At 33.7% G+C, this 25,351-nt stretch carries 28 protein-coding genes; 17 read left to right on the forward strand and 11 right to left on the reverse strand.

Translation table 11 applies throughout. From position 1 onward, the window contains the following. Position 1 precedes the first annotated feature (1 nt). The 13 genes from lptE (at position 2) to ilvA (ending at position 12,374) form a co-directional block, all read left to right on the forward strand. The gene (gene lptE, locus CSUIS_RS03185) at positions 2–541 is read left to right on the forward strand and encodes an LPS assembly lipoprotein LptE (protein WP_086297070.1); all 540 of its coding nucleotides are present in this window, start codon (positions 2–4) and stop codon (positions 539–541) included. Then, a complete protein-coding gene (locus CSUIS_RS03190) occupies positions 522–2,057 on the forward strand; it encodes a diguanylate cyclase domain-containing protein (RefSeq protein WP_086297071.1) in 1,536 nt (511 codons plus the stop codon). Before lptE ends, CSUIS_RS03190 begins: the two co-directional genes overlap by 20 nt. Next, positions 2,057–3,220 carry a Mur ligase family protein gene (locus CSUIS_RS03195; RefSeq protein ID WP_086297072.1) on the forward strand — a complete coding sequence of 388 codons (1,164 nt, stop codon included), beginning with the start codon at positions 2,057–2,059 and terminating at the stop codon, positions 3,218–3,220. Before CSUIS_RS03190 ends, CSUIS_RS03195 begins: the two co-directional genes overlap by 1 nt. Beyond that, positions 3,210–4,103 (forward strand): M23 family metallopeptidase, encoded by an 894-nt coding sequence (locus CSUIS_RS03200; protein ID WP_086236894.1) that lies wholly within the window; start codon positions 3,210–3,212, stop codon positions 4,101–4,103. The genes CSUIS_RS03195 and CSUIS_RS03200 overlap by 11 nt, the downstream gene beginning before the upstream one ends. Then, complete coding sequence (locus CSUIS_RS03205) at positions 4,052–4,471, forward strand: bactofilin family protein (protein WP_086297073.1); 420 nt, start codon at positions 4,052–4,054, stop codon at positions 4,469–4,471. The genes CSUIS_RS03200 and CSUIS_RS03205 overlap by 52 nt, the downstream gene beginning before the upstream one ends. Next, on the forward strand, positions 4,452–7,400 hold the full coding sequence (gene mfd / locus CSUIS_RS03210; protein ID WP_086297074.1) for a transcription-repair coupling factor: 2,949 nt from the start codon (positions 4,452–4,454) through the stop codon (positions 7,398–7,400). The genes CSUIS_RS03205 and mfd overlap by 20 nt, the downstream gene beginning before the upstream one ends. Beyond that, a complete protein-coding gene (locus CSUIS_RS03215) occupies positions 7,397–7,984 on the forward strand; it encodes a putative metalloprotease CJM1_0395 family protein (RefSeq protein ID WP_086297075.1) in 588 nt (195 codons plus the stop codon). The genes mfd and CSUIS_RS03215 overlap by 4 nt, the downstream gene beginning before the upstream one ends. Beyond that, entirely contained in the window at positions 7,984–8,733 is a 750-nt protein-coding gene (locus tag CSUIS_RS03220; RefSeq protein ID WP_086293602.1) for a DUF815 domain-containing protein, read from the forward strand. Before CSUIS_RS03215 ends, CSUIS_RS03220 begins: the two co-directional genes overlap by 1 nt. Further along, positions 8,720–9,394, forward strand: coding sequence for a 3-methyladenine DNA glycosylase (locus CSUIS_RS03225; RefSeq protein ID WP_086297076.1), 675 nt, complete (start codon positions 8,720–8,722; stop codon positions 9,392–9,394). The genes CSUIS_RS03220 and CSUIS_RS03225 overlap by 14 nt, the downstream gene beginning before the upstream one ends. A gap of 305 nt (positions 9,395–9,699) precedes the next feature. Beyond that, the gene (locus CSUIS_RS03235; protein WP_086242512.1) at positions 9,700–10,077 is read left to right on the forward strand and encodes a hypothetical protein; all 378 of its coding nucleotides are present in this window, start codon (positions 9,700–9,702) and stop codon (positions 10,075–10,077) included. A 225-nt stretch (positions 10,078–10,302) separates the two neighbouring features. Next, positions 10,303–10,671, forward strand: a complete 369-nt coding sequence (locus tag CSUIS_RS03240) for a YgiW/YdeI family stress tolerance OB fold protein (RefSeq protein ID WP_086236886.1) — start codon at positions 10,303–10,305, stop codon at positions 10,669–10,671. A gap of 108 nt (positions 10,672–10,779) precedes the next feature. After that, on the forward strand, positions 10,780–11,166 hold the full coding sequence (locus tag CSUIS_RS03245; RefSeq protein ID WP_086236885.1) for a CoA-binding protein: 387 nt from the start codon (positions 10,780–10,782) through the stop codon (positions 11,164–11,166). Continuing rightward, the gene (ilvA, locus tag CSUIS_RS03250; protein WP_086236884.1) at positions 11,163–12,374 is read left to right on the forward strand and encodes a threonine ammonia-lyase; all 1,212 of its coding nucleotides are present in this window, start codon (positions 11,163–11,165) and stop codon (positions 12,372–12,374) included. Before CSUIS_RS03245 ends, ilvA begins: the two co-directional genes overlap by 4 nt. A gap of 21 nt (positions 12,375–12,395) precedes the next feature. Here ilvA and uvrC read toward each other — a convergent pair whose 3' ends face one another. Next, on the reverse strand, positions 12,396–14,189 hold the full coding sequence (uvrC, locus tag CSUIS_RS03255; protein ID WP_086297078.1) for an excinuclease ABC subunit UvrC: 1,794 nt from the start codon (positions 14,187–14,189) through the stop codon (positions 12,396–12,398). Next, positions 14,176–14,619: a hypothetical protein gene (locus CSUIS_RS03260; protein ID WP_086293598.1), complete on the reverse strand. Its 444-nt coding sequence runs from the start codon at positions 14,617–14,619 to the stop codon at positions 14,176–14,178. The genes uvrC and CSUIS_RS03260 overlap by 14 nt, the downstream gene beginning before the upstream one ends. Before the next feature lie 154 nt (positions 14,620–14,773). Between CSUIS_RS03260 and guaA the strand changes: the two genes are divergently transcribed. Next, the gene (guaA, locus tag CSUIS_RS03265; protein ID WP_086236881.1) at positions 14,774–16,306 is read left to right on the forward strand and encodes a glutamine-hydrolyzing GMP synthase; all 1,533 of its coding nucleotides are present in this window, start codon (positions 14,774–14,776) and stop codon (positions 16,304–16,306) included. Between the two features lie 22 nt (positions 16,307–16,328). After that, positions 16,329–16,970 (forward strand): uroporphyrinogen-III synthase, encoded by a 642-nt coding sequence (locus tag CSUIS_RS03270; protein WP_086297079.1) that lies wholly within the window; start codon positions 16,329–16,331, stop codon positions 16,968–16,970. On the opposite strand, the gene CSUIS_RS03275 is transcribed toward CSUIS_RS03270, so the two are convergent. Genes CSUIS_RS03275 through CSUIS_RS03300 form a run of 6 tightly spaced genes read right to left on the reverse strand, consistent with a single transcriptional unit; the run spans position 16,956 to position 21,251 of the window. Then, positions 16,956–17,741 (reverse strand): undecaprenyl-diphosphate phosphatase, encoded by a 786-nt coding sequence (locus CSUIS_RS03275; protein WP_086297080.1) that lies wholly within the window; start codon positions 17,739–17,741, stop codon positions 16,956–16,958. The two genes, CSUIS_RS03270 and CSUIS_RS03275, sit on opposite strands and share 15 nt — an antisense overlap. Position 17,742: 1 nt before the next feature. Further along, positions 17,743–18,351 carry a thiamine phosphate synthase gene (thiE, locus tag CSUIS_RS03280; protein WP_086297082.1) on the reverse strand — a complete coding sequence of 203 codons (609 nt, stop codon included), beginning with the start codon at positions 18,349–18,351 and terminating at the stop codon, positions 17,743–17,745. Beyond that, on the reverse strand, positions 18,348–19,073 hold the full coding sequence (locus tag CSUIS_RS03285; RefSeq protein ID WP_086297083.1) for a transporter substrate-binding domain-containing protein: 726 nt from the start codon (positions 19,071–19,073) through the stop codon (positions 18,348–18,350). Before CSUIS_RS03285 ends, thiE begins: the two co-directional genes overlap by 4 nt. Positions 19,074–19,082: 9 nt before the next feature. Continuing rightward, a complete protein-coding gene (locus tag CSUIS_RS03290) occupies positions 19,083–19,808 on the reverse strand; it encodes a basic amino acid ABC transporter substrate-binding protein (protein ID WP_086297084.1) in 726 nt (241 codons plus the stop codon). An 11-nt stretch (positions 19,809–19,819) separates the two neighbouring features. After that, positions 19,820–20,548, reverse strand: coding sequence for an amino acid ABC transporter ATP-binding protein (locus tag CSUIS_RS03295; RefSeq protein WP_086236875.1), 729 nt, complete (start codon positions 20,546–20,548; stop codon positions 19,820–19,822). After that, the gene (locus tag CSUIS_RS03300) at positions 20,541–21,251 is read right to left on the reverse strand and encodes an amino acid ABC transporter permease (RefSeq protein WP_180379395.1); all 711 of its coding nucleotides are present in this window, start codon (positions 21,249–21,251) and stop codon (positions 20,541–20,543) included. The genes CSUIS_RS03295 and CSUIS_RS03300 overlap by 8 nt, the downstream gene beginning before the upstream one ends. A gap of 171 nt (positions 21,252–21,422) precedes the next feature. On the opposite strand from CSUIS_RS03300, the gene CSUIS_RS03305 reads away from it, so the two are divergent. Continuing rightward, positions 21,423–22,238, forward strand: a complete 816-nt coding sequence (locus tag CSUIS_RS03305; protein WP_086297085.1) for a flagellar hook-basal body protein — start codon at positions 21,423–21,425, stop codon at positions 22,236–22,238. 11 nt (positions 22,239–22,249) lie between these two features. Further along, positions 22,250–23,038: a flagellar basal-body rod protein FlgG gene (gene flgG / locus CSUIS_RS03310; RefSeq protein WP_086236872.1), complete on the forward strand. Its 789-nt coding sequence runs from the start codon at positions 22,250–22,252 to the stop codon at positions 23,036–23,038. A 43-nt stretch (positions 23,039–23,081) separates the two neighbouring features. Here flgG and CSUIS_RS03315 read toward each other — a convergent pair whose 3' ends face one another. The 3 genes from CSUIS_RS03315 to CSUIS_RS03325 form a co-directional block, all read right to left on the reverse strand. After that, entirely contained in the window at positions 23,082–23,420 is a 339-nt protein-coding gene (locus tag CSUIS_RS03315; protein WP_086297086.1) for a hypothetical protein, read from the reverse strand. A gap of 209 nt (positions 23,421–23,629) precedes the next feature. Then, positions 23,630–24,238, reverse strand: a complete 609-nt coding sequence (locus tag CSUIS_RS03320) for a hypothetical protein (RefSeq protein WP_086297087.1) — start codon at positions 24,236–24,238, stop codon at positions 23,630–23,632. A 16-nt stretch (positions 24,239–24,254) separates the two neighbouring features. Beyond that, complete coding sequence (locus tag CSUIS_RS03325) at positions 24,255–25,343, reverse strand: hypothetical protein (protein WP_086297088.1); 1,089 nt, start codon at positions 25,341–25,343, stop codon at positions 24,255–24,257. Positions 25,344–25,351: the final 8 nt, after the last annotated feature.

The following is a 25,351-nucleotide window of genomic DNA, read 5'->3' on the forward strand; positions in this document are numbered from 1 at the left end:
AGTGAGACTATTTGCCATTTTATTGCTAGCTTTTTTGATTGTGGGTTGTGGATATAAGCCATCTAGCGTGGCTGCTAGAGATGTTTTGGGTGGTAGTGTTTGGATTGATGTGATTATTAGCAAGATTGACCCAGAGAGCTCAGTAAATATAAAAGATGGTATAAAATCTGCCATGTTAAGACGCCTTGGGACTGATTTAGTATCAAAAGATCTAGCTGAGAGTATAATTATCGCATCTATAAAATCGCTGACATTTACCGCTATTTCATATGACCAATTTGGCTATGCTACTGCATATAAAGCAAATTTGATTATGGAGTATAGATTAAAGCAAAAAAATGGCAATATTAAGAGTATTTTAGCTAGTGGGGATTATGATTTTCGTGTAACAAGAAGGATTGATGATAAGCGATTTACAGATAGTGTTATTAGCGATAGTGAGAGATTTGACGCTATTACAAATGCCTCACTTCAAAGCTTTGATGAATTTATAAGCAAGTTAGCTATGCAAGGTCTTTTAGATGGCAAGTCTAATATCTGATGTTATAAAAGATGTATTTCAAGAAGCAAGTCAAAAGAAAATCACCCTAACTCCTGATAATTATCACACTCTTTTTTGTGCTGCAGCAGCTAGAAGGGGTCTTAGTGCGATGGAGTGTAAGAAGCTAGAAAATTATATATCCAAGCTAGATCAAAGCTATCAAAATGAGCTAAAAAAGATGAATGTAAGGAATATTGATGAGCTTTTTGTTTTCATTAGCTCTAGACTAAATCGTGCTAATCCAACTGATATTACTAAGATTAGCCTAGCTCAAATGATGCTTTTAAAGCGAATTTTACACGCTATAAATTTATTACATAATACCAAAGCTAAGGATTTAGCAAATTCAAGCATCTCTATGCTAGATGGCATAATAAGCGTAGATAGTTTAAATTTGATTAGAGATCGTTGGTTTGATTTTGTTTCACATTTTGATGATAACTATATAAAAAGATTAGAAAAATATGGGATAAAACAGAGCGATGATATAGAGAGCATAATCTCTAAAATAGAGAAATTTAAAGATAATTCTAAAGAGCAAGATTTACAATATTCTAAAATTTGCGATCTACTTATAGCGGCTTTAGTCCCATCTATAGCCCCAGGTGCCGATGATGATCTAGCCGCAGTTAGCGAGCATTTAAGGCAAGATCCAGCCTTGCTTAGTAGTCCAGCTATGGAAGATGATATTAAGAGATGTATCTTAAAAAGAGTTAGGCTTGACCAAAATGAGATAAAGCATAAAATTGCTATTTTAGATGAGATATTAAATAGCTTAAATACTCAAATTCAAGATTTTGCCACGACGCTTTTAGATAATGGCAGTATGGTTGATAGTGCTATTTTTGATATTGATAGTATCACTTCAATTGATGATTATAATACTATAAAGCTAAAATTGCAAAATACATCAAATACCCTTCGTAGTAAGATAAAAGCGATGAGCTCAAAATTAAGCGATGATAGTAAGGTTATAAATAATCTAAAAGAGCGAGTAAAAGAGCTTGAAGAGATGATAGCTAGGGCTAATATCCAAAAAGATGAGATAACAGGGTTAAATAATAAAAGTAGCTTTGAGATGGAGCTAGCTAGCATTGAAGAGGCTAATTTAAAATATGGCGTGGATTATGCTATTATGATTATTGGGATTAATGGCTTAGATGATACTAGTGCTAAATATGGGGCAAATGCTAAAGATGCTATCTTATCTACAATGGCTAAAATTATACAAAATCGCTGTTTAAATGGCGAATTTATCGCTAGGACAAATACAGATGAGTTTGTGATATTAGTAGCAAATTTGGATACAAATGGTTGTGTGAATTTAGCCCAAATGATGTTAAATGATATTTCAGGGTATAAATTTAGATATAAAAATGAGCATATCATAGTAGGTGCTAGCTGTGGAATTGCCATTAGATCTAGTGTAAATAACCAAACTGATATGATACAAAGGGCAAATTTGAGATTAAAATCAGCCAGAAGCGAGGGGTTAAATTGCATAAAAGCGATTTGATGGATTATGAGAAATTCCTAAGCTCAAAGCCTATTTATTATAAAGAGATTGATTATGAGAGATTTCCTAGGATTTTTAAACAAATTAAGCTAAATACGCCACCAATTATCCATATATTAGGCACTAATGGCAAGGGTAGTACTGGCAGATTTTTTACTCAAATTCTCTCTTCTAGTGGTAAAAAAGTAGCGCATTATAGTAGTCCGCATATATTTGATTTTAGTGAGAGATTTTATAGTAGTTGTGAAGTCATTGATAAAGATAGATTAAATTTAGCTCATATTAAGCTTTTAGATATTTTTAACTCCTTTGATAACGCAAATCAGATGATAGAGAGTTTAAGCTATTTTGAGTGGGCAACCTTGATGGCTGGAGTGCTATTTGATGGGTATGATTATCTTATTATGGAGGCTGGAATGGGTGGTGAGTATGACGCTACTAACGCCTTTGATAAAATCCTTAGCATTTTTACGCCAATTGGCTTAGATCATACTGATATACTTGGGGATACTCTTAGTAAGATTGCTACAACCAAGCTTAATGCGATGGGAGGGGTGGCTTTGGTTAGTAGCGAATTTGCCTGTAAAGATATAGCTAAAGAGATTGCTAAGAGTAAAAATACAAATTTAATATTCCAAAGCGATATATTTCAAAGTAGCATTGATGAGTATGCTAAAAGATTTAATTTGCCTGAGTTTTTAAAGATGAATCTAAGCTTAGCGGCAAATGCGGCTCACATTTTGGGTGTAGAGAATTTGGATAATATAATTTTAAATTTAGATAAATTAAGCTTAATTGGCAGATGCCAAAGGATAAAGAATAATCTAATAGTAGATGTCGGCCATAACCCCCACGCAGCTAAAGCCGTAGCAAAATATCTACAAGATATAGGCTGGGATAGGGTAAATTTGATATATAATGCCTTTGATGATAAAGATATTTTTGGAGTTTTATCAAGCTTAAAGCCTTTTATTGATACAATTTTGGTTTATAATTATCCAAGTCAAAATAGAAAATTAGCAGTAGATAGGATTATTGAGCTTTCAAAAGAGCTTAAAATTAAGTGCTTTGAGTTTAAAAATCTTGATGAAAAAGAGCGTTATTTGCTCTTTGGATCGTTTATGTTAGTAGAAAATTTTATTAAGGAAGAGATTGAAAGATAAGATTGTAGTTACCATAACTGATGTTAATGGCTCTAGAAACTATCTATTAAGTCAGGTATTAAAGAAAATTTTTATATATATTTTTGCTATTTTATTATTGATTTTTGTCTTTGGGGCTTTATATATGGGCTATTTACAAGATGAGACAAATGCTCTTAGGCAGACCAAAGAGGAGCTAATAAGCAGTAGCGAGAGTTTAAATTTAGAGTATGAAAAGATGAAGCAAAAGCTCTCCACTAAAGAAGAGGAGCTAATAGCAATCGAGGATAAAATTTCTCTTTTAGAAGAGCAAATAGGGCTAAATGATGAGGCAAATAGCACTACAATAGATGATAGATTAGAAAATATTAAGCTTACAGTAGAGCAGCAAAATATACTATTTTCGATGATTCCAAATGGTAAAGTGATGGAAGATGGTGGTGTAACGGCTGAGTTTGGCTGGAGAATTCACCCAGTTTTAGGTCATAGACACTTACATCAAGGTATTGATCTTAGAGCGCCAATTGGAACTCCAGTATATGCGCCCGCTGATGGAGTGGTGCAAGTAGCTGGGTTTAATATAGTTAGCGGATATGGATATTTGGTGGTTTTAGAGCATAATTTTGGCTTTAAGACTAGATTTGCCCATCTATCAAGGAAAGATGTTGTCAAAGAGGGGCAGTTTGTTAAAAAAGGAGATTTAATAGGCTATAGTGGTAATACTGGTATAAGCACAGGCCCGCATTTACACTATGAGATTAGGTTTGTGCAAAGACCACTAGATCCAGCAAATTTTATTAATTGGAATAGAAAAAATTACGAAGAAATATTTCAAAAGGAGAAGAGAGTATCATGGCAGTCTTTAGTAAAGGCAGTGGCAAATTTAACTCTGAAACAACCATAATATCAGAAGGTGCTTATATAAAAGGGGAGTTGGCTTGCAGTTCGGTTTTATACATAGAAGGGCATGTAGATGGTATGATTAAATCTAGCAACACAGTTGTAATTGGTAAAAATGGTAAAGTTACTGGGATTATCACAGCTTCTAAAGTTGTGATAAATGGCGTTTTTGAGGGTAATATCGATTCTGATTCAGTTGAGATTTTAAGCGGTGGATTTGTGCTAGGCGATATATGCTCAGGTAGCTTAAGTATAGAAACTGGCGGTAGATTTGATGGTAAAAATTCGCTCAAAGCCTCAGACTCTATGAGATCTTTAGAAAATTTAGAGATAATTGACACAGAGGAAAGTGGTGCAATCAAGGGTATATGAGTTTTTTAAAACCCATAAAGATCAGTTTCAAATTTTAATTGTAGGCGATGATAAAGATGCGCTCAAAGCTTACGCTGCAGCTAGTTATGCTGGGCGTGAGTGCTTTATCCTTCCTGATTTTAGAGCTAAAAACGGCGATGATTTAAGAACTTTTAATAGTGAGCTTTTAGATATTAGCAAGGCTTTGAGCGAATTTCATCTAAGCACAAATCCAAATAAACTTATAATCTCCCCATTTAGAACAATCCTAAATAAACTCCCAAACGCAAATCAGCTAAAGGTAAAAAAGATAAATTTCGCTGATACCATCGACTTAAATAGCTTTAAAGATGAGATGCTAGGGTATGGATATACATTTGTTGATATTGTAGAAAGTAGGGGCGAGATAAGGGTTAGTGGCGATATAATCGATATTTTTAGCGTTGGAGATGAGCAGCCTTGTAGAATTACACTAGATATTGATATAGTAGAGAGTATTCGCAGATTTGACCCCGCTACCCAAAAGAGCATTAGCAATGAAGAGAGCATTACGATTACTCCATATGTAGCAGCACTTAGTGATAGTGAGTTTAAGAGCACTTTAGATAGCTTACAAGATATCAAATCAAATAATTTGGTAAATGATCTAAATTCATTTGGTTTTTGGGTCATTGATGGATTTATAGATTACTTAGAGCAGTTTAAAGCTATTAAGGATTGTGAGATTGACTACGATGATTGTGATATGGATATAAGCAAACTTAGTAGCATTGATACCTTACCAAAATCAAAAATATATAGAGCCTTTGAAGGTAGCATTAATAGTGATCTTATAGCATTTCATAAGGATAAAAAGATAGAGATTTTAAGCTCTAATGAGAGTGCATTTAGGGCTTTGGGGTTAGATATAAATCCAAATTTAAGCTTTATTAAAAGCGATTTAATATTAAATTTAATAAGCAAAGATGAGCTTATAATCAGCCTAAACCGCCTTACTTCTCGTAAGAAAAGACAGAAAACTAGCATTGTTTTAGATGAATTAAAAATCGGAGATTTTGTAGTTCATAGTGAGTATGGCATTGGTAAATTTGCTGGTCTTGAGCTGATTTGTGTGCTTGGCAATAGCAAGGAATTTGTGGTATTAACCTATCAAAATGATGATAGATTGCTCCTTCCTACAGAGCACCTTGATATGATAGATAGGTATATTGCTGGAAGTGGTGCGGTGGTAAATTTAGATAAGCTTGGTAAAGCGAGTTTTACAAAGCTTAAGCAAAAAGTCAAAGAGAAGCTATTTATCATCGCTAGTAAGATTATCTCACTAGCAGCTAAAAGGGAGCTGATAGAGGGTGTCAAAATCGATATTGATAGTGCTGAATTTGCTAGTTTTCAAGCACAAGCTGGATTTGAATACACCCAAGATCAAAGTGTAGCTATAAGCTCTATTTTAAATCATTTAAGAAGTGGCAAGGTTATGGATATGCTCTTAAGTGGCGATGTGGGCTTTGGCAAGACTGAAGTAGCTATGAATGCGATATTTGCTTGTGTTAAAAGTGGATTTCAAGCTCTATTTTTTGTGCCTACTACCTTGCTTTGTGCTCAGCACTATAAAAGCTTAAGCGATAGATTGAGTAAATTTGATATTGATGTTAGGCGACTTGATAGATTTAGCACGGCTAAAGATAAGGCTAGGTTATTAGCTGATTTAAAGGACTCTAAGCCACTTGTGGTTATTGGGACACACGCACTTTTGAGCGTGCAAAGTGCAAATTTGGGTCTAATCATTATAGATGAAGAGCATAAATTTGGGGTAAAGCAAAAAGAGAAATTAAAAGAATTTAGCGATCACTCCCACCTATTATCTATGTCAGCTACACCAATTCCAAGAAGCTTAAATATGGCTCTTAGCTCCATTAAAAGCTATGCCACACTCACCACGCCGCCACTTGATAGATTAGATGTTCGCACCTTTGTTAAGCAGTGGGATAGAAGCTTGATTAAAGAGGCGATTATGCGTGAGCTACGCCGTGCTGGGCAGATATTTTACTTGCATAATAAAATTGCTGATATGCCAAGCATTGAGCGTGAGATCAAAGATATAGTGCCAAATTTAAAGATTCTTACTCTTCATAGCAAGATTGATGCGAAAACTAGCGAAGATGAGATGATTAAATTTGCTAATGGCGAGTATGATTTATTGCTTTGTACTAGTATTGTTGAGAGTGGAATTCATATCCCAAATGCAAATACAATTATAATTGATGAAGCAAATAAATTTGGTATTGCGGATTTACATCAGCTCCGTGGTAGAGTAGGCAGAGGCTCTAAGCAGGGGTATTGCTATTTCTTAGTAGAAAATAAAGATGAGCTAAGCGATGAATCGCTTAAGCGTCTTGTGGCACTAGAGTCAAATTCATTCCTTGGTAGTGGTGCTTTGCTTGCTTATCATGATTTAGAGATTAGGGGTGGCGGAAATTTAATTGGAGAAGCGCAAAGCGGTCATATAGAGGCCATTGGCTACTCTTTATATCTTAAAATGCTAGAAGATGAGATAAATTCGCTTTTAAATAAAAATGATAAAAAGGAGTCTCAAGTAGATATTAAACTTAGTGTAAATGCCTTTTTAAATAGTGAGCTAATTAGCGAAGATAGATTAAGACTAGAGCTTTATAGGCGTCTTAGTAAGTGTAATCAAGCAAGTGAAGTATATGAAATTGGTGGGGAGATTGAAGATAGATTTGGCAAGCTTGATATTTATACTAAGCAGTTTTTAGATATTATAGTTATAAAGATTATGTCAGCACAGCAAGGATTTAAGAGCGTTAGTAGCTATGAGCAAAATATCACTTTAACCAAAATCGATGGAACAAAAGTTGCTTTAAAATCGCCAAGCAAAGATGATGATGATGTCTTAGCTGAAATTTTACGCTATTTAAGGAAAAATAGATGACTATTTCTGGGCTATCTTACCATCAGCCACTTTATACTATAGAAAAAGAGGTTTCGCAAGAGAAGCAAAGTAGCGATAGCAATACGCAAAATTCACAAGATCAAGCTAGTAAATATGAGCTAACAAAAGAGCAAAAGATGCAAATTACCCAGTTGCAAAAGCGTGATTTGGAAGTTAGAACTCACGAAGCAGCGCATATGTCAGCTGGAGCTGGGCTTACAACTGGTGCTACCTATAGCTACCAAAGGGGACCAGATAATAAAATGTATGCTATAGGCGGTGAAGTTGGTATAGACACATCTCCAGGCAATACGCCAGAAGAGACATTGAAAAAAGCAGGACAAATCAAAAGAGCCGCCCTAGCACCAGCTCAGCCTAGTGCGGCTGATTTACAAGTAGCAGCTACGGCCACAAGTATGGAGATTGATGCTAAGATAGAAATTCAAAAAAATCAAACCCAAGAAGCAAAAGCCGATCAAAATACCCAAAATTCGCAATCAACAAACTATCTAAACAAGCAATTAAAAAACCCATACACAGCTATGAGCGTGGATTATACATCTAAAACAATAGGGGTATTTTAGTGAAAATAAAGTGGAAAAAGACCAAAGCAGCTATCGTAAGAGATGGAAAATTAAAGGCCGTAAGTGAGCTTGCCTATACAAATTTAGATGATTTAATAGGACTTAAAGAGCAAAAAGAGAAGCTTGTAAATAATACGCTAAAATTTATCAATGATGATGTTGTAAATCATGTGCTTTTATGGGGCGAGAGGGGTTGTGGTAAATCTAGCCTTGTAAGGGCTGTATTTTGTAAATTTATGGATATGAATTTAAGGCTTATAGAGATAAGCACTAAAGAGCTTAAGTATCTTCATAAAATTTTAGATAAAATTAGAGATAAAAAGAGGTATAAATTTATTATTTTTTGCGATGATTTTGGATTTGAAAATACAGATAGCTCATTATCTGAGTTAAAAAATCTTCTTGAAGGCTCTATTCAAGCGACCCCATCAAATGTAATATTTTACGCTACGACCAATTTAAAACACCTTGTAAAAAGCAAACCAAATAGCGATAATTATATCATTGAGAAGGAAAATAGCAGGGAGAATTTAAGCCTTGCTGATAGATTTGGACTTCATATTAGCTTTTATGAGTTAGGGATCGATGAATATATCGATATTGTGAGTAAATTTTTTGAAAGTAGCAATATCAATAAAGATAGGATAAAAAATGAAGCCCTAGCATACGCAGCTAGCAAAGGTGTAAGAAGCCCTAGAAATGCTAAGCAGTTTTGGCAAATGACAAAGGAGTATATTGAGAAGCGTTGAGCTATTTTTAGCACTTGATAAGGTTTGTGAGTTTGATTTTAATCTAAATAGGCATTGGTGGCCTGATTATGGGACTTTTTGGGTTGTAGTGGGTGTTATTTTAACCCAAAATAGCAAGTGGTCTAGCGTAGAAAAATCCTTAAATAATCTAAAAAATTATGGCGTTAAAACTCTAAATGATATAGCAAATTTAGATATTGAGATATTAAGTGAGCTTATTAAGCCAAGTGGATTTTACAACACTAAGGCTAAGAGATTAAATCTACTTTGTAATAATATTGTAACTAAATTTGATAGCTTTGATGAGTTTGCTAGTAGGGTTAGCTTTGATTGGCTAATAGCTCAAAAGGGCTTGGGGCTAGAGAGTGTTTATTCTATTTTATGCTTTGCTTGTGGGCGTGATGAGATGGTCGTTGATAGCTATACTAATCGGATTTTAAGAGCCCTTGGGTATGAGTTTGAGAGTTATGAAGAGGCTAAAGAGTGGTTAGAGAGCATTGATAGAGATGAGGTTTATAAAGCAATTGGCGATATAAGCGATAATGAGCTATTTTGCCGCTATCATGGGGTTATTGTGGAATTTTGCAAACGCCACTTAAAAGGGGCTAAATTTGATGATTTTGCGTTAAATTTATTTAATAAGCTTAGCGATATATTATAATATTAATTTAGTAGATATTTAGATATGGGCAGTTAAATGGGGATTTTGGTAGATTTTTTAAGTGGTTTGTTTCTTATTTTTGCGCTATTACTACTATTGATTATTTTGTTTTCATCTATTTTGATGATATTTTTTTATTTTAAAAAAAGAGCTGATTATAGTTTTAAATCGGATTTAGCTTTTAGGATTTTTGTTTTTTGTTTTTCTTATCCAATTCTTACTTTTATTCTTGGTTTAAGTGCTTTTGCTTGGGCGAATATTTTTATAATTTTTCATTAAAATAATATATTTTTAAGGAGATTAATATGTTTGCTGGTATTATTGGTTTATTTACAATTGGAGCTTTTATATCTTTATTGCTTATACTTACTATATTTGGCTTGATTTGTCTATTTTTCTTACCATTTGCTATTGTTAATAGGTTATTTCCAGACCCATACGCTAAGCCATTTAAGGATAATTTTTTAGGAATTGGTGATAAATTTCCTTTTTTGTATAAGATACCAAAATTGGCTTTGAGATTTAGCTTTGCTAATGGTGATTATTCTAATTACACTGATGAAGAGTTAAAAAAATTTAAAAAAATTAGAGAGTTTTTATTTAAATTAATTTTTCGTTTTAATGTGATAATATACCCGATTTTTATGATTTCTACGCTTTTTATCTCTAGTTTGTTTCGGTGAAAATTTTGTTAAAATTAAGGTATTTTATAAAAAAGCAATAAAATATAAGTTATTATGGGGGAATTTAGTTTGATTAGTTTTTGGCTATCTTTGCTTTTGTAAAGATAAAAAGCTATAACTTTAGACAAAATTTTTATATATTTATTAAAATATACTTTTAAATTTCACACTTGCTTAACAAATATGGTATAAAATTACGCCATATTAATTATTAAAGGAAGTAAAATGAAAAAAATTAGTTTGATAGCGATTTTAGCTTTAGCAATTAGTGCTAACGCAGCAGGCTTTACAGGTGGTCAAGCACCGATTAATCAAGGTGGATTTTTAGGTCCAAAAAGCGGAGTTACAACAGTCAAAGAAGCTCTTCGTGCTTGGGATGATACTTTGGTTGAGATAAAAGGCAAAATCATAGCTCAAGTCGGACATGAAAAGTATAAATTTAGCGATGGCAAAGATACTATTATTATAGAGATTGATGATGAGGATTGGTATGGGCTTAGCGTAGGTCCTGATGAAGTTGTCACAATATATGGTGAAGTCGATGGCAATGGCGTTTTTGCCAATGAAATTGATGTAAAAAGAATTATTAAATAAATAATCACACTACCAAAAGCTTATTACCAAAGCTTTTGGGTAATTTAAATTTAAACTTAGCAAAATTTCGTTAAAATCTAAACCTAAAAATCACAAAAAAGAAAAATAATGCAAAATATTTTAAATTCAATGAAAAATATAGCCGTTGTAGGCTTTAGTCCAGATCCAAGTAAGGCTAGTAATCATGTTGGTAACTACTTAATAGAGCAAGGTTTTAATGTATTTGCCATATATCCAAAAAGCGTAGAGATAAATGGACGCCAAACCTATCAAAGCCTAAGCCAGATTAATCAAAATATAGATACTATAGTTATGTTTAGAAAGGCTGAGTTTGCCACTGAATTAGCCAAAGAAGCAGTGAAATTAGGCGTGAAAAATCTATGGCTACAATTAGGGATTATAAATGATGAGGCTAAGCAGATTGCGCAAAATGCGGGGTTAAATTTCGTTCAAGATGCTTGTATAATGATAGAGCATAAAAGGATTAAGAAATGATAAGTTTAAATAAAATTATCCAAGCTAAGCGTAATATCGATGGATTTGTGGCTAAAACTCCTTTTGGATTTGCTCCTAAATTAAGCAAGATAGCAGATGCGCAAATTTATCTTAAAAAAGAGAATTTACAAATAACTGGGGCTTATAAGGTCAGGGGTGCTTTTAATAAAATTGCAAATTTAGATGAAGATGCTAAAAAGTGTGGAGTCGTAGCAGCAAGTGCTGGTAATCACGCTCAAGGGGTCGCAATCAGCGCAAAGCACTTTGGTGTTAAATCCACAATTATCATGCCAGAAGCAGCACCGCTATCAAAGGTCGCTGGGACTAAAGCTCTTGGTGCTGAAGTGATTTTAAAGGGGGATAATTTTGATGAGGCTTATGCGTATGCCTTAGAGTATGCTAAAGAGAATAATATGAGCTTTATCCATCCATTTGATGATGAGCTAGTCCAAGCCGGTCAAGGAACAATCGCTCTAGAGATGCTAGATGAGGTTAGCGATCTTGATTATATAGTTGTGCCAGTTGGCGGTGGTGGGCTTATTAGCGGTGTGGCAAGTTGTGCTAAGCAGATTAATCCAAATATTAAGATTATTGGCGTTAGTGCTAAGGGGGCTCCAGCTATGTTTGAGAGCTTTAAAGATAGGTGCCAACACAATTCTAAAAGTGTCCGCACCATTGCTGATGGAATTGCTGTTAGAGATGCTAGTAAGATTACTCTAGCTCATATTTTAGAAAGCGTAGATGAGATGGTACAAGTAGATGATGAGGAGATCGCAAATGCGATTTTATATCTTTTAGAGCAGCAAAAAATTATGGTTGAAGGAGCTGGTGCGGTATCGGTAGCAGCCATTTTGGAGAGTAAATTTGAGTTTAAAAAGGGCTCTAAGATCGGTGCTATCTTAAGCGGTGGCAATATAGATGTACAAACTCTAAGCGTGATTATAGAAAAAGGCCTTTTAAAGAGCTATAGAAAGATGATAATTAATGTTACTTTGATCGATAAGCCAGGTGCTTTAATGGCACTTGGAGATGTCTTAAGGATTGCTGGGGCAAATATCGTTAAGATTGATTATGATAGATTTTCAACCAAATTAAGCTATGGCGATGCTAAGATAACCATCACTTTAGAGACTAAAGGCAAGGAGCACCAAGATAGAGTTCAAAAAGCCTTAAAAGACGCTGGATACGAATATACTCAAGAGTTTTAGCTCTTGATTTAATGGCTAAATTTAGCTTTTTGTTATCTTTTGGGCTACGCTTTTATTGGTTACTTTTTTTATCTCATCAAAGCTAGCATTTTGGATATTTTCAAAGCTACCAAAGTAGTTAATAAGCTTGATTATTGATCCTTTTGATATACCAAGAGTGGCTAATTGACTACTTTGTATATCAATTTTTTGCCTACTTTTTTGGTGAAAACTAATGGCAAATCTATGCGCCTCATCTCGCAAACGCTGGATAAATTGCAGTTTTGTATCATTTGGATTAAGGCTAAATTTGCCTATATTTGTGTAAATTTTATCACTTGCCCTGCCTTTTGCTCTATTTGCTTTAGCGTCAATTTTTTCTTTAGATATTGCGATTATATCGACATTTGCTCCACTACTTTTGATTATTTGATTGGCTAAATTTAGCAAGGCATCGCCACCATCTATAATCCATAAATCAGGAGCTGGGGCTTTATCAAAGCTTTTGGCTCTATGGGTTAAGAGCTTTGACATTTGGTCATAATCATTTATATCTTGAAGGTGCATATGGCGATATTTTGCTTTATTAAATTCCCCATTTTCCCACACGACCATAGCGCCAACTGGAGCTGAGCCAAATAGATGAGAGTTATCAAAAATCTCAATTTTTAATGGTAGATTATTTAACTCAAATAGATCTTGAATTTCCCTTGCTAGAGTGTAATCATTTGTTTTGATATGTTTTTTTATAAACTCAAGAGCATTTTGGTAGGCGATATCTACTAGCTCTTTTTTCTCTGCGATTTTTGGCTGAGTGATTTGAAATTTTTTATTATGGCGTAAATTTAATATATCAGTTAAAATCTTCTCATCTTCAAGCTTTGCGTATGTGTAAATTTTAGTCGCACCTACAGGCTGATCTATTGTAAAAGCATCTAAAATCATAGTTGAGTATAACGCTTCTAAATCCGATTCTATCATATCTTGAGCTGGTTTAATGCTGTGAGTACAAAAGCAAACTCTACCATCTCTAATGCTAAATCTAACACCACAAACAAAGCCAGAATTTACATTGACGCTAATGACCTCAAAATCCTCTAATTTAGCTAGATCGATTTGGATTTTTACGCTTGTATCGTTAATGGTTTTGATCTGATCTCTTATCTTAGCAGCCTCTTCATAGTTCTCATTTTGGGCTAAATTTAGCATTGTTTTTTCTAAATTTGGTATTAAAAGCTCTGGATTTTTAATCTTTTTTATAGCTTCATTTACGATTTTAGCGTAATCATTTTTATCAATTAGCCCAAGACAAGGAGCGTAGCAGCGGTTAATTTGATGAAATAAGCACCCCTTTTTCTCTTTTAGGCACGATCTTTTTTGGACTAGTTTAAACTCCAAATACAAAGCTTCTAAAATCTCGTTAGCACCCCTAAAAAATGGGCCAAAATATTTGATATTAGAGCCTTTTAACACCTTTCTAGTTATCTCAAATCTAGGAAAATCGCTATTTAAATCTAAGCATATATATGGGTAGGTTTTATCATCTCTTAATAAGATATTATATTTTGGGTGAAGTTGCTTGATAAATGAATTTTCTAGTATCAACGCATCTTGTTCGCTTTGAGTAGTGATCCACTCTATATGCACAGCTTGGCTTATCATCTTTGCTATGCGTGGGCTAAGATTTGAATTTGGCGTAGCATCAGCGTTAAAATAGCTTTTTACTCGGTTTTTTAAATTCTTAGCTTTGCCAACATATAAAAGCTTTGCATTTTTATCAAAATATTGATAAATTCCTGGGCTATTTGGTAGCGATTTTAGCTCATCTATTAGCATTTATAGACTCTCTTAATCTTTCAAAAAGTTCGTAAATATCTCTATCTTTGGCGTTATTTTGAAATTTTCCATCACTTCGCTCTATGAAAATTGGCTTTTGCTCTTTGGGTATTTCTTGGAAATTTTTTGGTTTTGTGATGAAAACTACTACGCTATTTACAGGGGTTAGGGCGGTGCTAGGAGCATTATGAATATATGTGTTTAATAGGTTTTTTATCTGAAATTTGATACTATCGTGATTTAGCTCAAATTTGGCAAGTGGATGCACCACAGCGATAAATAAATTTCCATCTTTTTGGTATGTGAATTTAATAAGCCTATTTTTGGCAACGCCGAGCAATTTTAATATATCTCTTGTCTCTTTTGCGGCTTTTAATTTTTTATATTTAGGATCGTTTATAATATGGTTAATAATCTCAAAACTTTGCATATGGCAATTATAGCCGTTTTTTGCTTAATTTTTTTAGCAGGATGTGGATATAAGGCAGATCCATTCTATACAGATTTTAAACAAGAGATTAAGGCTAATTAATTAATAAGCCAAATTTAGATAGACTTGCGTAAATTTAATTTTAGGATAAATTATGAAAAATGCTGATATTTTGGTGCTAGATTTTGGCTCACAATATACCCAATTAATTGCTAGAAGACTTAGAGAGCAAGGCGTTTATACCGAGCTTATGCCCTTTAATGCTAGTATTGAGACCATAAGAGCAAAAAACCCAAAAGGGATAATTCTAAGTGGTGGTCCAGCAAGTGTGTATGATGAGAATGCTTATTTTTGTGATGATGGGGTATTTTCTCTTGGACTTCCTATCCTTGGGATATGCTATGGTATGCAGTTAATCGCTCATAAAAATGGCGCCAATGTCGCTCCAGCCAATCACAAAGAGTATGGTAAGGCAAATATAGAGATTATAAAAGAGTGCGAGTTTATGAGTGGTGTGGTAAATAATAGCGTTGTATGGATGAGCCACTCTGATAAGGTAAATGAACTTCCAAAGGGCTTTGAAGTGATAGCAAAGAGCCAAAATAGCGAATTTTGCGTATTTGGTGATTTTGAGCGTAAAATTTATGCTATGCAGTTTCATCCAGAGGTGGCTCATAGCGAATTTGGTAGTGTAATGCTTAAAAACTTTGCTAAGATTTGCGGGTGCGATAGCACTTGGAATATGGGAAGTTTTGCTAAAACTCAAATTGCCGCCATTAGAGAAAAAGTAGGCGATGATAAGGTTTTATGTGCTGTAAGTGGCGGGGTAGATAGCTCTGTTGTTGCTGCACTTTTAGCAGCTGCAGTGCCTGAGAATTTGATAGTGGTATTTGTAGATAATGGCTTACTACGAACTAATGAGGCTAAGCAAGTTGAAGAGATGTTTAAGCTTAAACTTGGTGTAAATTTAATCAGCATTGATGCTAGTGAGCTATTTTTGAGCCGTTTAAAAGGGGTAAGGGATCCAGAGAAAAAACGCAAAATTATTGGTGAGACATTTATAGAGGTTTTTGACTCTGAAGCTAAAAAACACGCTAATGTAAAATATCTAGCTCAAGGAACTCTATATACTGATATAATCGAGAGTAGCGTAGCTGGTGCGTCTAAAACCATTAAGAGCCATCACAATGTAGGCGGACTTCCTGAATGGATGAAATTTGAGCTTATTGAGCCATTAAGAGAGATTTTTAAAGATGAGGTTAGAGCACTTGGGCTTGAGCTTGGGCTTAGTCGTGATGTGGTATTTCGCCATCCATTTCCTGGGCCAGGACTTGCTATACGCATAATGGGGGAGGTAAATGAGCCTAGCCTTGAGCTACTTAGAAAAGCTGATGTAATTTTACGAGAAGAGTTAAAAAGTAGTGGCTGGTATGATAAGACTTGGCAAGCATTTTGCGTGCTTTTAAATGTAAATTCAGTAGGCGTAATGGGGGATAATAGGACATATGAGAATGCTGTTTGTATCCGTGTAGTTGATGCGAGCGATGGTATGACGGCTAGCTTTTCAAGGCTCCCATATGATTTATTAGAAAATTGTAGCCGCCGTATAATAAACGAAGTAAGCGGAATTAACCGTGTAGTTTATGATATCAGCTCTAAGCCACCAGCGACAATTGAGTGGGAGTAGGGTGGATTTTCTAGATTGAAATATGATATATCTACTCTCAAATACAGCTTTTGATGATGAGAGCGTGGAGCAAATTTCGCTTTGTAGGATTGAGTTTAATAAATTTAATCTTGATTTAAGTGAATTTGACGCTCTTATAGTTACTAGCAAAAACGCTATTAATTCGCTTAAATTTAACTCTATAACCTTAGCTGATATTTTGGTTTTTGCTATTGGCAAGGCTACGGCTTTAGCTTGTAAGGAGTTTGGATTTAGGCAAATTTATGAGGCTAAGAATTCGCATGGAAGTGAGTTTGGTGCTGAAATTTTAGAAAAATTAGTTAGCAAGAGAGTAATATTTATCAAAGCTAAAGAGACAATTTCAAATTTAGATATATACTTTCGTCAAAACGGCATTGATATAAGCGTAATTGATGGCTATGAAAATATAATTTTAAAAAATAATAGCTATGAAAAACCACAATTAAACTCAATTTTAATTTTTACAAGCCCTATGAATGTGCGTGCGTTTATCCAAAATTTTGGCTGGGATCATAGCTACAAAGCAGTAGCTATAGGCAAAGCTACAGCTAAGGAGCTAAAGGACTATTGCGACCCTATAATCTCTAAATCGCAAAGCATAAAAGATTGCGTAGAATTAGCTAAATCTTTAAACAAGATATGAGCCAAATAACAAAAACGCTAATCCTAAAATTATGCGGTAAATCCCAAAGCTAATATAGCTAAAGTGTGCCACAAAACGCAAAAATAGCTTAATAACCACAAGAGCAACTATAAACGCTACAGCCCCACCAAGTAAAAATATCCAAATTTGATCTAAATTAGTAGCGAAAATCTCTCTATTTTTATAGCTATCATATATTGTAGCTGCTATCATTGTAGGAATTGCAAGTAAGAAGCTAAATCTAGCTGCCACTTCACGGCTAAGCCCGCAAAGCAACCCAGTAATAATAGTAGAGCCACTTCTAGAGGTGCCAGGAATCATAGCTAAGCACTGACTAAGACCGATTATAAAGGCTTGTTTGTGGCTGATATTGTGAATATGCGTGGTGCTTGGAGTATAGCTAGGGCGTTTTTGAAATAGCTCAACAATGATAAAAACAATACCGCCAATGATAAGCATATATGCTACTGTATTTGGGTCAAATAGCTCTTTAATGTATTTATAGGCCAAAAAACCTATAATCGCAGTTGGGATAAATCCGATAATTAGCTTGATCCATAGTAAAATATCACTTGTAAGACGCTCTTTAAAAGCCCACACAACAGCCAAAATACTACCAAGCTGAATGACAACCTCAAAGCATTTTAAAATTTCATTTTGCTTAAGTCCTAAAAAGTGTGAAGTAAGGATCATATGCCCAGTTGAGCTAACTGGCAAAAACTCAGTAAGCCCCTCTACAATGCCTAAGATTATCGCTGAGATTATATCCATTTTATCCCTTTAATGCTCTATTTAATTTATCTATATTATCTTTTATAGGTCCACCTGTGTATAGTGCAGATATGATAGCTATGTAATCAACGCCAATATCTTTTATTAAATTTAAATTTGAGCTATTAATTCCACCTATTACGGCGATTTTTTCTTTAAATTTTAATCTAGCTTCTTTGATTATATTAAGCGGACATAGCGGTGCGTTTGGCTTAGAGCTACTAGGAAATAGCGAGCCAAATGCGATATAATCAGCACCATTTTTAATAGCATTCCTAGCTAGGTTTAAATTGCTATAACAACTAACTCCTATAAATGCTTCATACCCTAAAATATCCCTAGCTCTTTTTAGGCTCTCATCATCTTTGCCGATATGAACGCCACTAGCTTGAACTATTTTGGCTAGATTTACATCATCATTTATTATAAATTTACTATTATAACTTTTACAAATTTTTGCTATCTCTTTTAGAAGTGATATATCATGATTTTGGCTTTTATTTCTATATTGAATTATCTTAACTCCACTATTTAAAAGCTCATTAATTTGAGCTTTTAAAGTATTATTTGGGGTGAAATTTTGATCAGTTAATGCGTAAATTTGATTCATTTAAGATCATATTTAACAAGTAGTTTATCATAAGTGCCATTATCTTTGATCTCTTTTAAGGCTGCATTAAATTTATTTAAAAATTCGCTATTTTTACCCTTATTAAAAGCAAAGCTAAATCCATCACTACCATCTGACTCTTCTAAGAAATTTACAATATCTCTATTTTTATTTAGATACCCAAACCCAACAGAGCTATCTACGATTACTACATCTACTTTTTTGGCTTTTAAATTCATAATAGAACCAGCAATGCCTTCAGTTGGAATAACTCTAGCTCCTTTTATTGAATGTGCTACGCTCTCTTGAACTGTGCCAAGCATCACGCCAATTTTAAGATTGTTTAACTGCTCTTTTGATACGATTTTATCATTATTTGCAAGTTTTAAATATAAATTTTTAGTAAAAAAATATGGATCACTAAAATCAACAGATTTTTTACGCTCATTAGTAGCACTCATAGAAGCAGCAATCATATCGATTTTACCGGCTTTTAAAGCTGGAATTAAGGCATCAAAGCCAATTTTTATAAATTTATACTCAAATCCAGCAACTTTAGATATTTCATCGATTAAATCAATATCAAATCCAGCGATTTTGCCATTTTCATCTATATAATCAAATGGCGGATATTCAGCATCAGAACCGATGATAATCTCCTTAGCATTTAAGGCTAGACATAGACAAAATATAGCCACAAATATCTTAAATAAATTTCTCATTTAACTCCCTTATTTTAGATCATATTTGATTAAAAGTTTATCATAGGTGCCATTTCTCTTTAGCTCATCTATGGCGCTATCTACCTTAGCTTGAAGCTCTTTATTTTTATTTTTATCAAAAGCAAAGCTAAATCCATCGCTACCATCTGGAAGGATTAAAAATTCAGCTAAATCTGGATTTTGCTTTAAATACCCATAGCCTATAGAGCTATCTACTATTAAGGCATCGGCTTTTGAGTTTTTCACAGCCATAACCGCACCAAAAATTTCATCAATAGCCATAACTTTAGCTGATTTAATCTCTCTAGCGGCTAACTCTTGAACGGTGCCAAGTTGCACTGATATTTTTTTGCCTTCTAATTGCTCAAGCTTGGTTAAATCTTTATTATCAGCTCTTTTTATAAATAAATTCATAGTATTATAGTATGGTTTGCTAAAATCAACAGCCTTAGCTCTTATAGGAGTAGCACTCATAGCTGAAGCTATAATGTCGATTTTACCGGCTTTTAAAGCTGGAATTAAAGCATCAAAAGAGATATTTACAATCTCAAATTTAAACCCAGCAATCTTAGATATTTCACTTATTAAATCAATATCAAACCCAGTTATTTGATTTTGCTTATCTATAAATTCAAATGGCGGATATGTGGCGTTTGTGCCGACTTTTATCGTTTGGCTAAGAGCCAAAGTAGCTAGTGTAGCAACACCGAAAAATAGTTTGAAAAATAGTTTCATTTAAGCTCCTTTTAATGGTTTAAAACCTTATTTAAAAATTCATTTAGTCTTGGGTGCGAAGTATCTGCAAAGATGGATTTAGGGGAGCCATCTACTGCTATAACCCCCTTATCCATAAAAAATATTCTATTTGCTACATTTCTTGCAAATCCCATCTCGTGAGTTACTACAACCATAGTCAAACCCTCACTTGCCACCTCTTTCATAATGGATAAAACTTCGCCTATCATCTCTGGATCTAAGGCACTTGTAGGCTCATCAAATAGTATTATTTCAGGCTTTAAGGCTAGACTTCTAGCTATGGCTATTCTTTGCTTTTGACCGCCACTTAGCTTGTGCGGATAGACATCTGCTTTGGACTCTAATCCAACTTTTTTTAGTAAAGTTAAGGCTATATCTTTAGCTTCAGACTCACTGCATAGCTTTGTTTGGATTGGTGCTAGGGTTAAATTTTGCATTACGGTTTTATTAGCAAAGAGATTAAAATGCTGAAAGACCATACTAACTTTTTGTCTTACCTTATTTATATCTACTTTTTTATCTAAGATATTTTTGCCATTTATAAATATCTCTCCACTACTTGGCTCTTCTAATCTATTTAAACAGCGTAAGAATGTGCTTTTTCCCCCGCCGCTTGGACCTATTATAGCTACTACTTCGCCTTTGTGAATTTGGGTATTTATGCCATTTAATACAGATAAATCGCCATAATTTTTTGTTAAATTTACTACCTTAATCATCTTTATTTAACCTATTTTCTAATAATTTTGCTATAACAGAAAATATCTTAACATTAGCATAATATATCACCCCAGCAAACAAAATCGGCTCTGGAGTAAATAGTGTAGCTTGTAGGCTTTTGCTTTGCATTGTTAGATCGAAAATACCTATAAGCCCCACTACGGAAGTCTCTTTAAATAGGCTTATAAATTCATTAGCAAGGGCTGGAAGGATATTTTTAATAGCTTGTGGAAATATGATTAATCTCATTGATACACTATAGCTAAGCCCCATTGCACGAGCTGCTTCCATTTGACCACGATCTACGCTATTAATACCGCTACGAACTATCTCTGCGACATAAGCAGAGCTATTTAATCCAAGTGCGATAACTGCTGCGTAAAAATTATCACTAAGTGTAGCAAGAATAACAAAAGCAAATATCATAAGTTGTAATAACACAGGTGTGCCACGGATAATATCTATGTATTCATCGATGATAAATGATAAAATTTTAATATCTAAAAATTTTAAAAATGCTAAAATAAAGCCTAGAATTATACCTATGCTAATCCCGCCAAAAGTCAGCATAATTGTGGTAAAATAGGCATTTTTGTAGGCTAGTTTTTGTGCTTGGGTTAGCTCAGTTGGAAAAGTAAGCCATAAGCCAATTATGATTATGGTAACTATAAAGATGAATTTAAAAAATTTCTCATTAAATATCTTGGTCAAATTTATAAGCCTTAATTTTGGTTTAAATGAAGTTGTGATTATACATTAAAATTAATTTTTTATAGCTTAATGTTTATGAAAATAATATGTTTTTTATACTCAAATTTTATTATGGAACGCAACTTGCTTATTTGCCTAAAATCATTTTTATTAGGAGCTACTATGCAAAACGGATATTACCAAGCAACTGGTGCGATGGTAACGCAGTTTAACCGCTTGGATATTATTACTAATAATCTTGCTAATGTCAATACCAGTGGGTATAAAAAAGATGATGTGGTAATAGCTGATTTTGAAAGAATTTTTAAAGAGACTAAGGATATATTGCCACTAGAAAATCACACTAAAGATTCTGCTAAATTCTTAAATCGCACTTTAAATAGAGTGCCTCATATTAATGAAGTTTATACAGATTTTAGCGTAGGCGGATTAAATCATACTAATAATCCTCTTGATATAGCAATTGGTAAAAATGATCTATTTTTATTAGTAGATACTCCAGCTGGTGTAAGACTTACTAAAAATGGCTCTTTGAATTTAGATAATGAAGGGTATTTGGTTACTAAAGAGGGGTATAGGGTTTTGCCGACAAATTATGAAGCCCAGCCACCGCTCACAAGGGGGATAATTATTCCGCAAAATACTCCAATGACAATTGATAGTAATGGTAATATCTACTCAAATCAAGATCCAGTAGGAAGATTATATGTAGCCCAGCCTAGAGAGCTTAGAAATTTACAAAAAGAAGGGGATAATCTATATAAAATAGATAGCTTAGAAGATGTGGTAGATAATGCTACAAGTGGCTCTATAGCTCAAGGTTACGCACAAATCTCAAATGTAAATCCAGTAAAAGAGATGGTAAGTCTAATAGAGACCCAAAGAATGGTAGATATGTATCAAAAAGTTATGACAACTCATATGAGTGATTTAAACCAAGAAGCGATAAATAAACTAGCCTCAATGAGAGCTAACTAAAGGATAGAGTAATGATAAGATCACTATATACAGCAGCTACAGGTATGATGGCTCAGCAAACACAGATAGATACGACTTCGCACAATATCTCAAATGTTAATACAATAGGTTTTAAGAAAAGTAGAGCTGAATTTGCTGATTTAATGTATCAAACAATGCAATACGCAGGCACCCCAACTAGTGCTACAACTATGAGCCCTACAGGTATGGAAGTGGGTCTTGGTGTGCGTCCTACTGCTATTACAAAGATGTTTAATCAAGGATATTTTAAAGAGACTGGCAATAATCTAGATATGACAATTGCCGGAAATGGCTTTTTCCAAGTACAACTCCCAGATGGGACTACGGCATATACAAGAAATGGGGCATTTAAGCTTGATGGCGATGGAAATATAGTAAATAGTGATGGCTATAGATTGCTTCCAGAGATGACTATTCCAGCTGATGCGACTGAAATTTCAATAGGCACAGATGGGACTGTGTCTGTGCTTCAGCCAGGCAATCAAGAGATGACGCAAATTGGTCAAATAGAGTTAGCTGGTTTTGTCAATCCAGCTGGACTTCACTCTATGGGGGATAATCTATTTTTAGAAACAGCAGCAAGCGGAGCTCCAAATATTGGAAATGGTGGAACTGATGGATTTGGTCAGATTAAGCAAAGCTTTGTAGAGATGAGTAATGTCCAGCTCGTTGAAGAGATGACCGATCTCATCACCGGTCAGCGTGCGTATGAGGCCAACTCAAAAGCTATCACCGCAAGTGATGAAATGCTCCAAACCGTAAATCAGCTAAAACGATAATTTAGCTGATTAAATTTCAATATATAGCCCTATTTATGGGCTATTACTGCTCTATCTCTACATTTTCTAAAGCCTTGATAAATGGCTCTATATCATATGATTTAATCTTTTGCTCCACTGTTTTTAAATACTTATCTATGTTTTGTGGGGTTAGGATATTGGTTTGATTTTTGATAGCGTCAAGTTGGATTGAATTTAAATCTTTGCTATAATGTGGCAAGTCTTTATAATTAGCAATATCATCAGCATAATCTAAATCATCAAATCCATATACTTTGACATTTTTATAATTACTGCTTTTTGTGATAAAGTATCGTAGAGATTTTTCCCAGATATAAAAATATTTAGAATTATCACTATATGCTCCTTTTATATTTCGCATACGATAAAATAGTCTTGAATATGTTGGGATTATTATTGAAAATTTGGTATTTGGATAGTCTTTAAAAAATCTAATTAAATATTTTTGTAGATAATCTTGTTGAGCTAATATATCTACCCCCCCCCATACATCTTGATTATTTATATTTTTTAGATTACCATTTTTTATATCTATTAGCGGCTGCTTGATCGCATCATTATCTTTATTTTTTATCCAGTTATCAAATCCACCAAATATTGCTTTATTTTTTTATACCAGTTGGTAATTTGATATATATCATCTATTTTGCCTACACATTTTTCTTGGTTTGAAAATCTGACAGCACAAGATATAAATTTCCAATTCATATAAATTTTTATATCATCGTATAAATTATTATTGTATAAAAAATCCCAATCCAAACTACTATTATTGTGATTATTTACAATATAATATCCATCAAGAGAGTATATAATATGTTTTGGATTTTGATTTTTAAATATATAATCCATCACTATAGCTCTTTCATCAAAACCACTACCGCTAAGTGATATATTTATCCATTTGCCATCAATGCTAAGTTTGTTTGTAGCCTCTTTGGAGTCTGTATTTTCTAGCATTGAAGTTCCTATTATATATGAGTCAAATTCATAATTTTTTATAATCCCTAAAGCTTGTTTTCTCATATCTGTAAAAAATGTAGCTTTTCTAAAGTATGGTTTATGAAATATTTGGAGCGGGTCATAAATATATATCAATCCAAAAATCATAATCACAAAAGGCAGTGGATATAGTAGGGTAATAAGTATAAATCTTTTTGAATTCTTATCATTTGGCATTTTAAAACCTTGTTTATTATAAATTTTTTATCATATCAACAAACGGCTCTACATCATATGATTTAATCTTTTGCTCCACTTTATCAAAGTATGATTTTGCGTTATCAAGAGTGAGAATATGCCTTTTGTCTTTAATAGCACTAAGCTCTAAAGAGTTCATATCTTGTGCGTAATGGACTGTGTCTCCAGCGTAATTGGCAATATCATCAGGGTAATCTAAATCATCAAATGCGTAAATCTTAACATTATCTAAATCCCTAATTTGCTCAAGTAGCCACAATACCACCTTTTTACGCTCCATAAAAGCTGATGGAAAAACTTTAAAATGAAATCTAGAGTATGGCGGGAGTATTAGGTAAAATTTGGTTTGCGGATTATCCTTGATAAAAGGTAGGGTAAATTGGCTGAGAAATTTCTTTTGCTTTGTTATATCCATTAAGTTATCATCAAATATCACTGGTTTGAGATTAAAAAGATCAAATTTCTTTAATTCATCTGGATTATACTTTATCCAATTAGCAAATCCGCCTAATCTTTGCTGATGCTTCTCTTCTCTATACCATTGTAAGGCAGTTTCAATATCAGGCTTACCGACGCATTTTTCATCTTTGCTAAGTGTTAAAATACAAATTAAAAATCTATCATTTAGATAGGCTTCTAAATCATTTAGTTTTGAATCATCATAAAGTAGTTTAAAATTGATCTTTCCTCTCATCTCATCGGTAAATGCGTCTAAAGAGTAGATTATATTTTTAGGTTTTTTGTGTTTAAATAGAAAATTTAATATAATGGCTCTTTCGGCTATACTGCTTGCTGCTGGAGATATATTAACAAAATTACCGCTAATTTTTTGGTTTGCCTCTTTTGCTGAGGTGTTTTGTAGCATAGAGGTGCCAATGATATATGAATCATAATCATAATGCTCTATAATCCCTCTAGCCCCAAGACGCATCTCACCAAAAAATCGTGGCTTACCAAAAAAGCTTTTATGAAATATCTGAAGTGGGTCATATATGTATATAAAACCAAATAAAATAGTAGCAAGAGCTATAGGCGTAGCAATAGCAACTGCTATAAATCTTTTTGAATTCTTATCATTTGGCATTTTGTAAC

Source organism: Campylobacter porcelli (genome assembly GCF_002139855.1).
In the GTDB taxonomy this organism is placed as follows: Bacteria; Campylobacterota; Campylobacteria; order Campylobacterales; family Campylobacteraceae; genus Campylobacter; species Campylobacter porcelli.

What these genes read in the sequence shown, in the direction of transcription:
- CSUIS_RS03190 (WP_086297071.1), top strand. Translation starts at nt 522, where the DNA reads ATGGCAAGTCTAATATCTGATGTTATAAAAGATGTATTTCAAGAAGCA.
- CSUIS_RS03195 (WP_086297072.1), top strand. Translation starts at nt 2,057, where the DNA reads ATGGATTATGAGAAATTCCTAAGCTCAAAGCCTATTTATTATAAAGAG.
- CSUIS_RS03205 (WP_086297073.1), top strand. Translation starts at nt 4,052, where the DNA reads ATGGCAGTCTTTAGTAAAGGCAGTGGCAAATTTAACTCTGAAACAACC.
- CSUIS_RS03215 (WP_086297075.1), top strand. Translation starts at nt 7,397, where the DNA reads ATGACTATTTCTGGGCTATCTTACCATCAGCCACTTTATACTATAGAA.
- CSUIS_RS03235 (WP_086242512.1), top strand. Translation starts at nt 9,700, where the DNA reads ATGTTTGCTGGTATTATTGGTTTATTTACAATTGGAGCTTTTATATCT.
- CSUIS_RS03240 (WP_086236886.1), top strand. Translation starts at nt 10,303, where the DNA reads ATGAAAAAAATTAGTTTGATAGCGATTTTAGCTTTAGCAATTAGTGCT.
- CSUIS_RS03245 (WP_086236885.1), top strand. Translation starts at nt 10,780, where the DNA reads ATGCAAAATATTTTAAATTCAATGAAAAATATAGCCGTTGTAGGCTTT.
- ilvA (WP_086236884.1), top strand. Translation starts at nt 11,163, where the DNA reads ATGATAAGTTTAAATAAAATTATCCAAGCTAAGCGTAATATCGATGGA.
- uvrC (WP_086297078.1), bottom strand. Translation starts at nt 14,189, where the DNA reads ATGCTAATAGATGAGCTAAAATCGCTACCAAATAGCCCAGGAATTTAT.
- CSUIS_RS03260 (WP_086293598.1), bottom strand. Translation starts at nt 14,619, where the DNA reads ATGCAAAGTTTTGAGATTATTAACCATATTATAAACGATCCTAAATAT.
- guaA (WP_086236881.1), top strand. Translation starts at nt 14,774, where the DNA reads ATGAAAAATGCTGATATTTTGGTGCTAGATTTTGGCTCACAATATACC.
- CSUIS_RS03270 (WP_086297079.1), top strand. Translation starts at nt 16,329, where the DNA reads ATGATATATCTACTCTCAAATACAGCTTTTGATGATGAGAGCGTGGAG.
- CSUIS_RS03275 (WP_086297080.1), bottom strand. Translation starts at nt 17,741, where the DNA reads ATGGATATAATCTCAGCGATAATCTTAGGCATTGTAGAGGGGCTTACT.
- thiE (WP_086297082.1), bottom strand. Translation starts at nt 18,351, where the DNA reads ATGAATCAAATTTACGCATTAACTGATCAAAATTTCACCCCAAATAAT.
- CSUIS_RS03285 (WP_086297083.1), bottom strand. Translation starts at nt 19,073, where the DNA reads ATGAGAAATTTATTTAAGATATTTGTGGCTATATTTTGTCTATGTCTA.
- CSUIS_RS03290 (WP_086297084.1), bottom strand. Translation starts at nt 19,808, where the DNA reads ATGAAACTATTTTTCAAACTATTTTTCGGTGTTGCTACACTAGCTACT.
- CSUIS_RS03295 (WP_086236875.1), bottom strand. Translation starts at nt 20,548, where the DNA reads ATGATTAAGGTAGTAAATTTAACAAAAAATTATGGCGATTTATCTGTA.
- CSUIS_RS03305 (WP_086297085.1), top strand. Translation starts at nt 21,423, where the DNA reads ATGCAAAACGGATATTACCAAGCAACTGGTGCGATGGTAACGCAGTTT.
- flgG (WP_086236872.1), top strand. Translation starts at nt 22,250, where the DNA reads ATGATAAGATCACTATATACAGCAGCTACAGGTATGATGGCTCAGCAA.
- CSUIS_RS03315 (WP_086297086.1), bottom strand. Translation starts at nt 23,420, where the DNA reads ATGCGAAATATAAAAGGAGCATATAGTGATAATTCTAAATATTTTTAT.
- CSUIS_RS03320 (WP_086297087.1), bottom strand. Translation starts at nt 24,238, where the DNA reads ATGCCAAATGATAAGAATTCAAAAAGATTTATACTTATTACCCTACTA.
- CSUIS_RS03325 (WP_086297088.1), bottom strand. Translation starts at nt 25,343, where the DNA reads ATGCCAAATGATAAGAATTCAAAAAGATTTATAGCAGTTGCTATTGCT.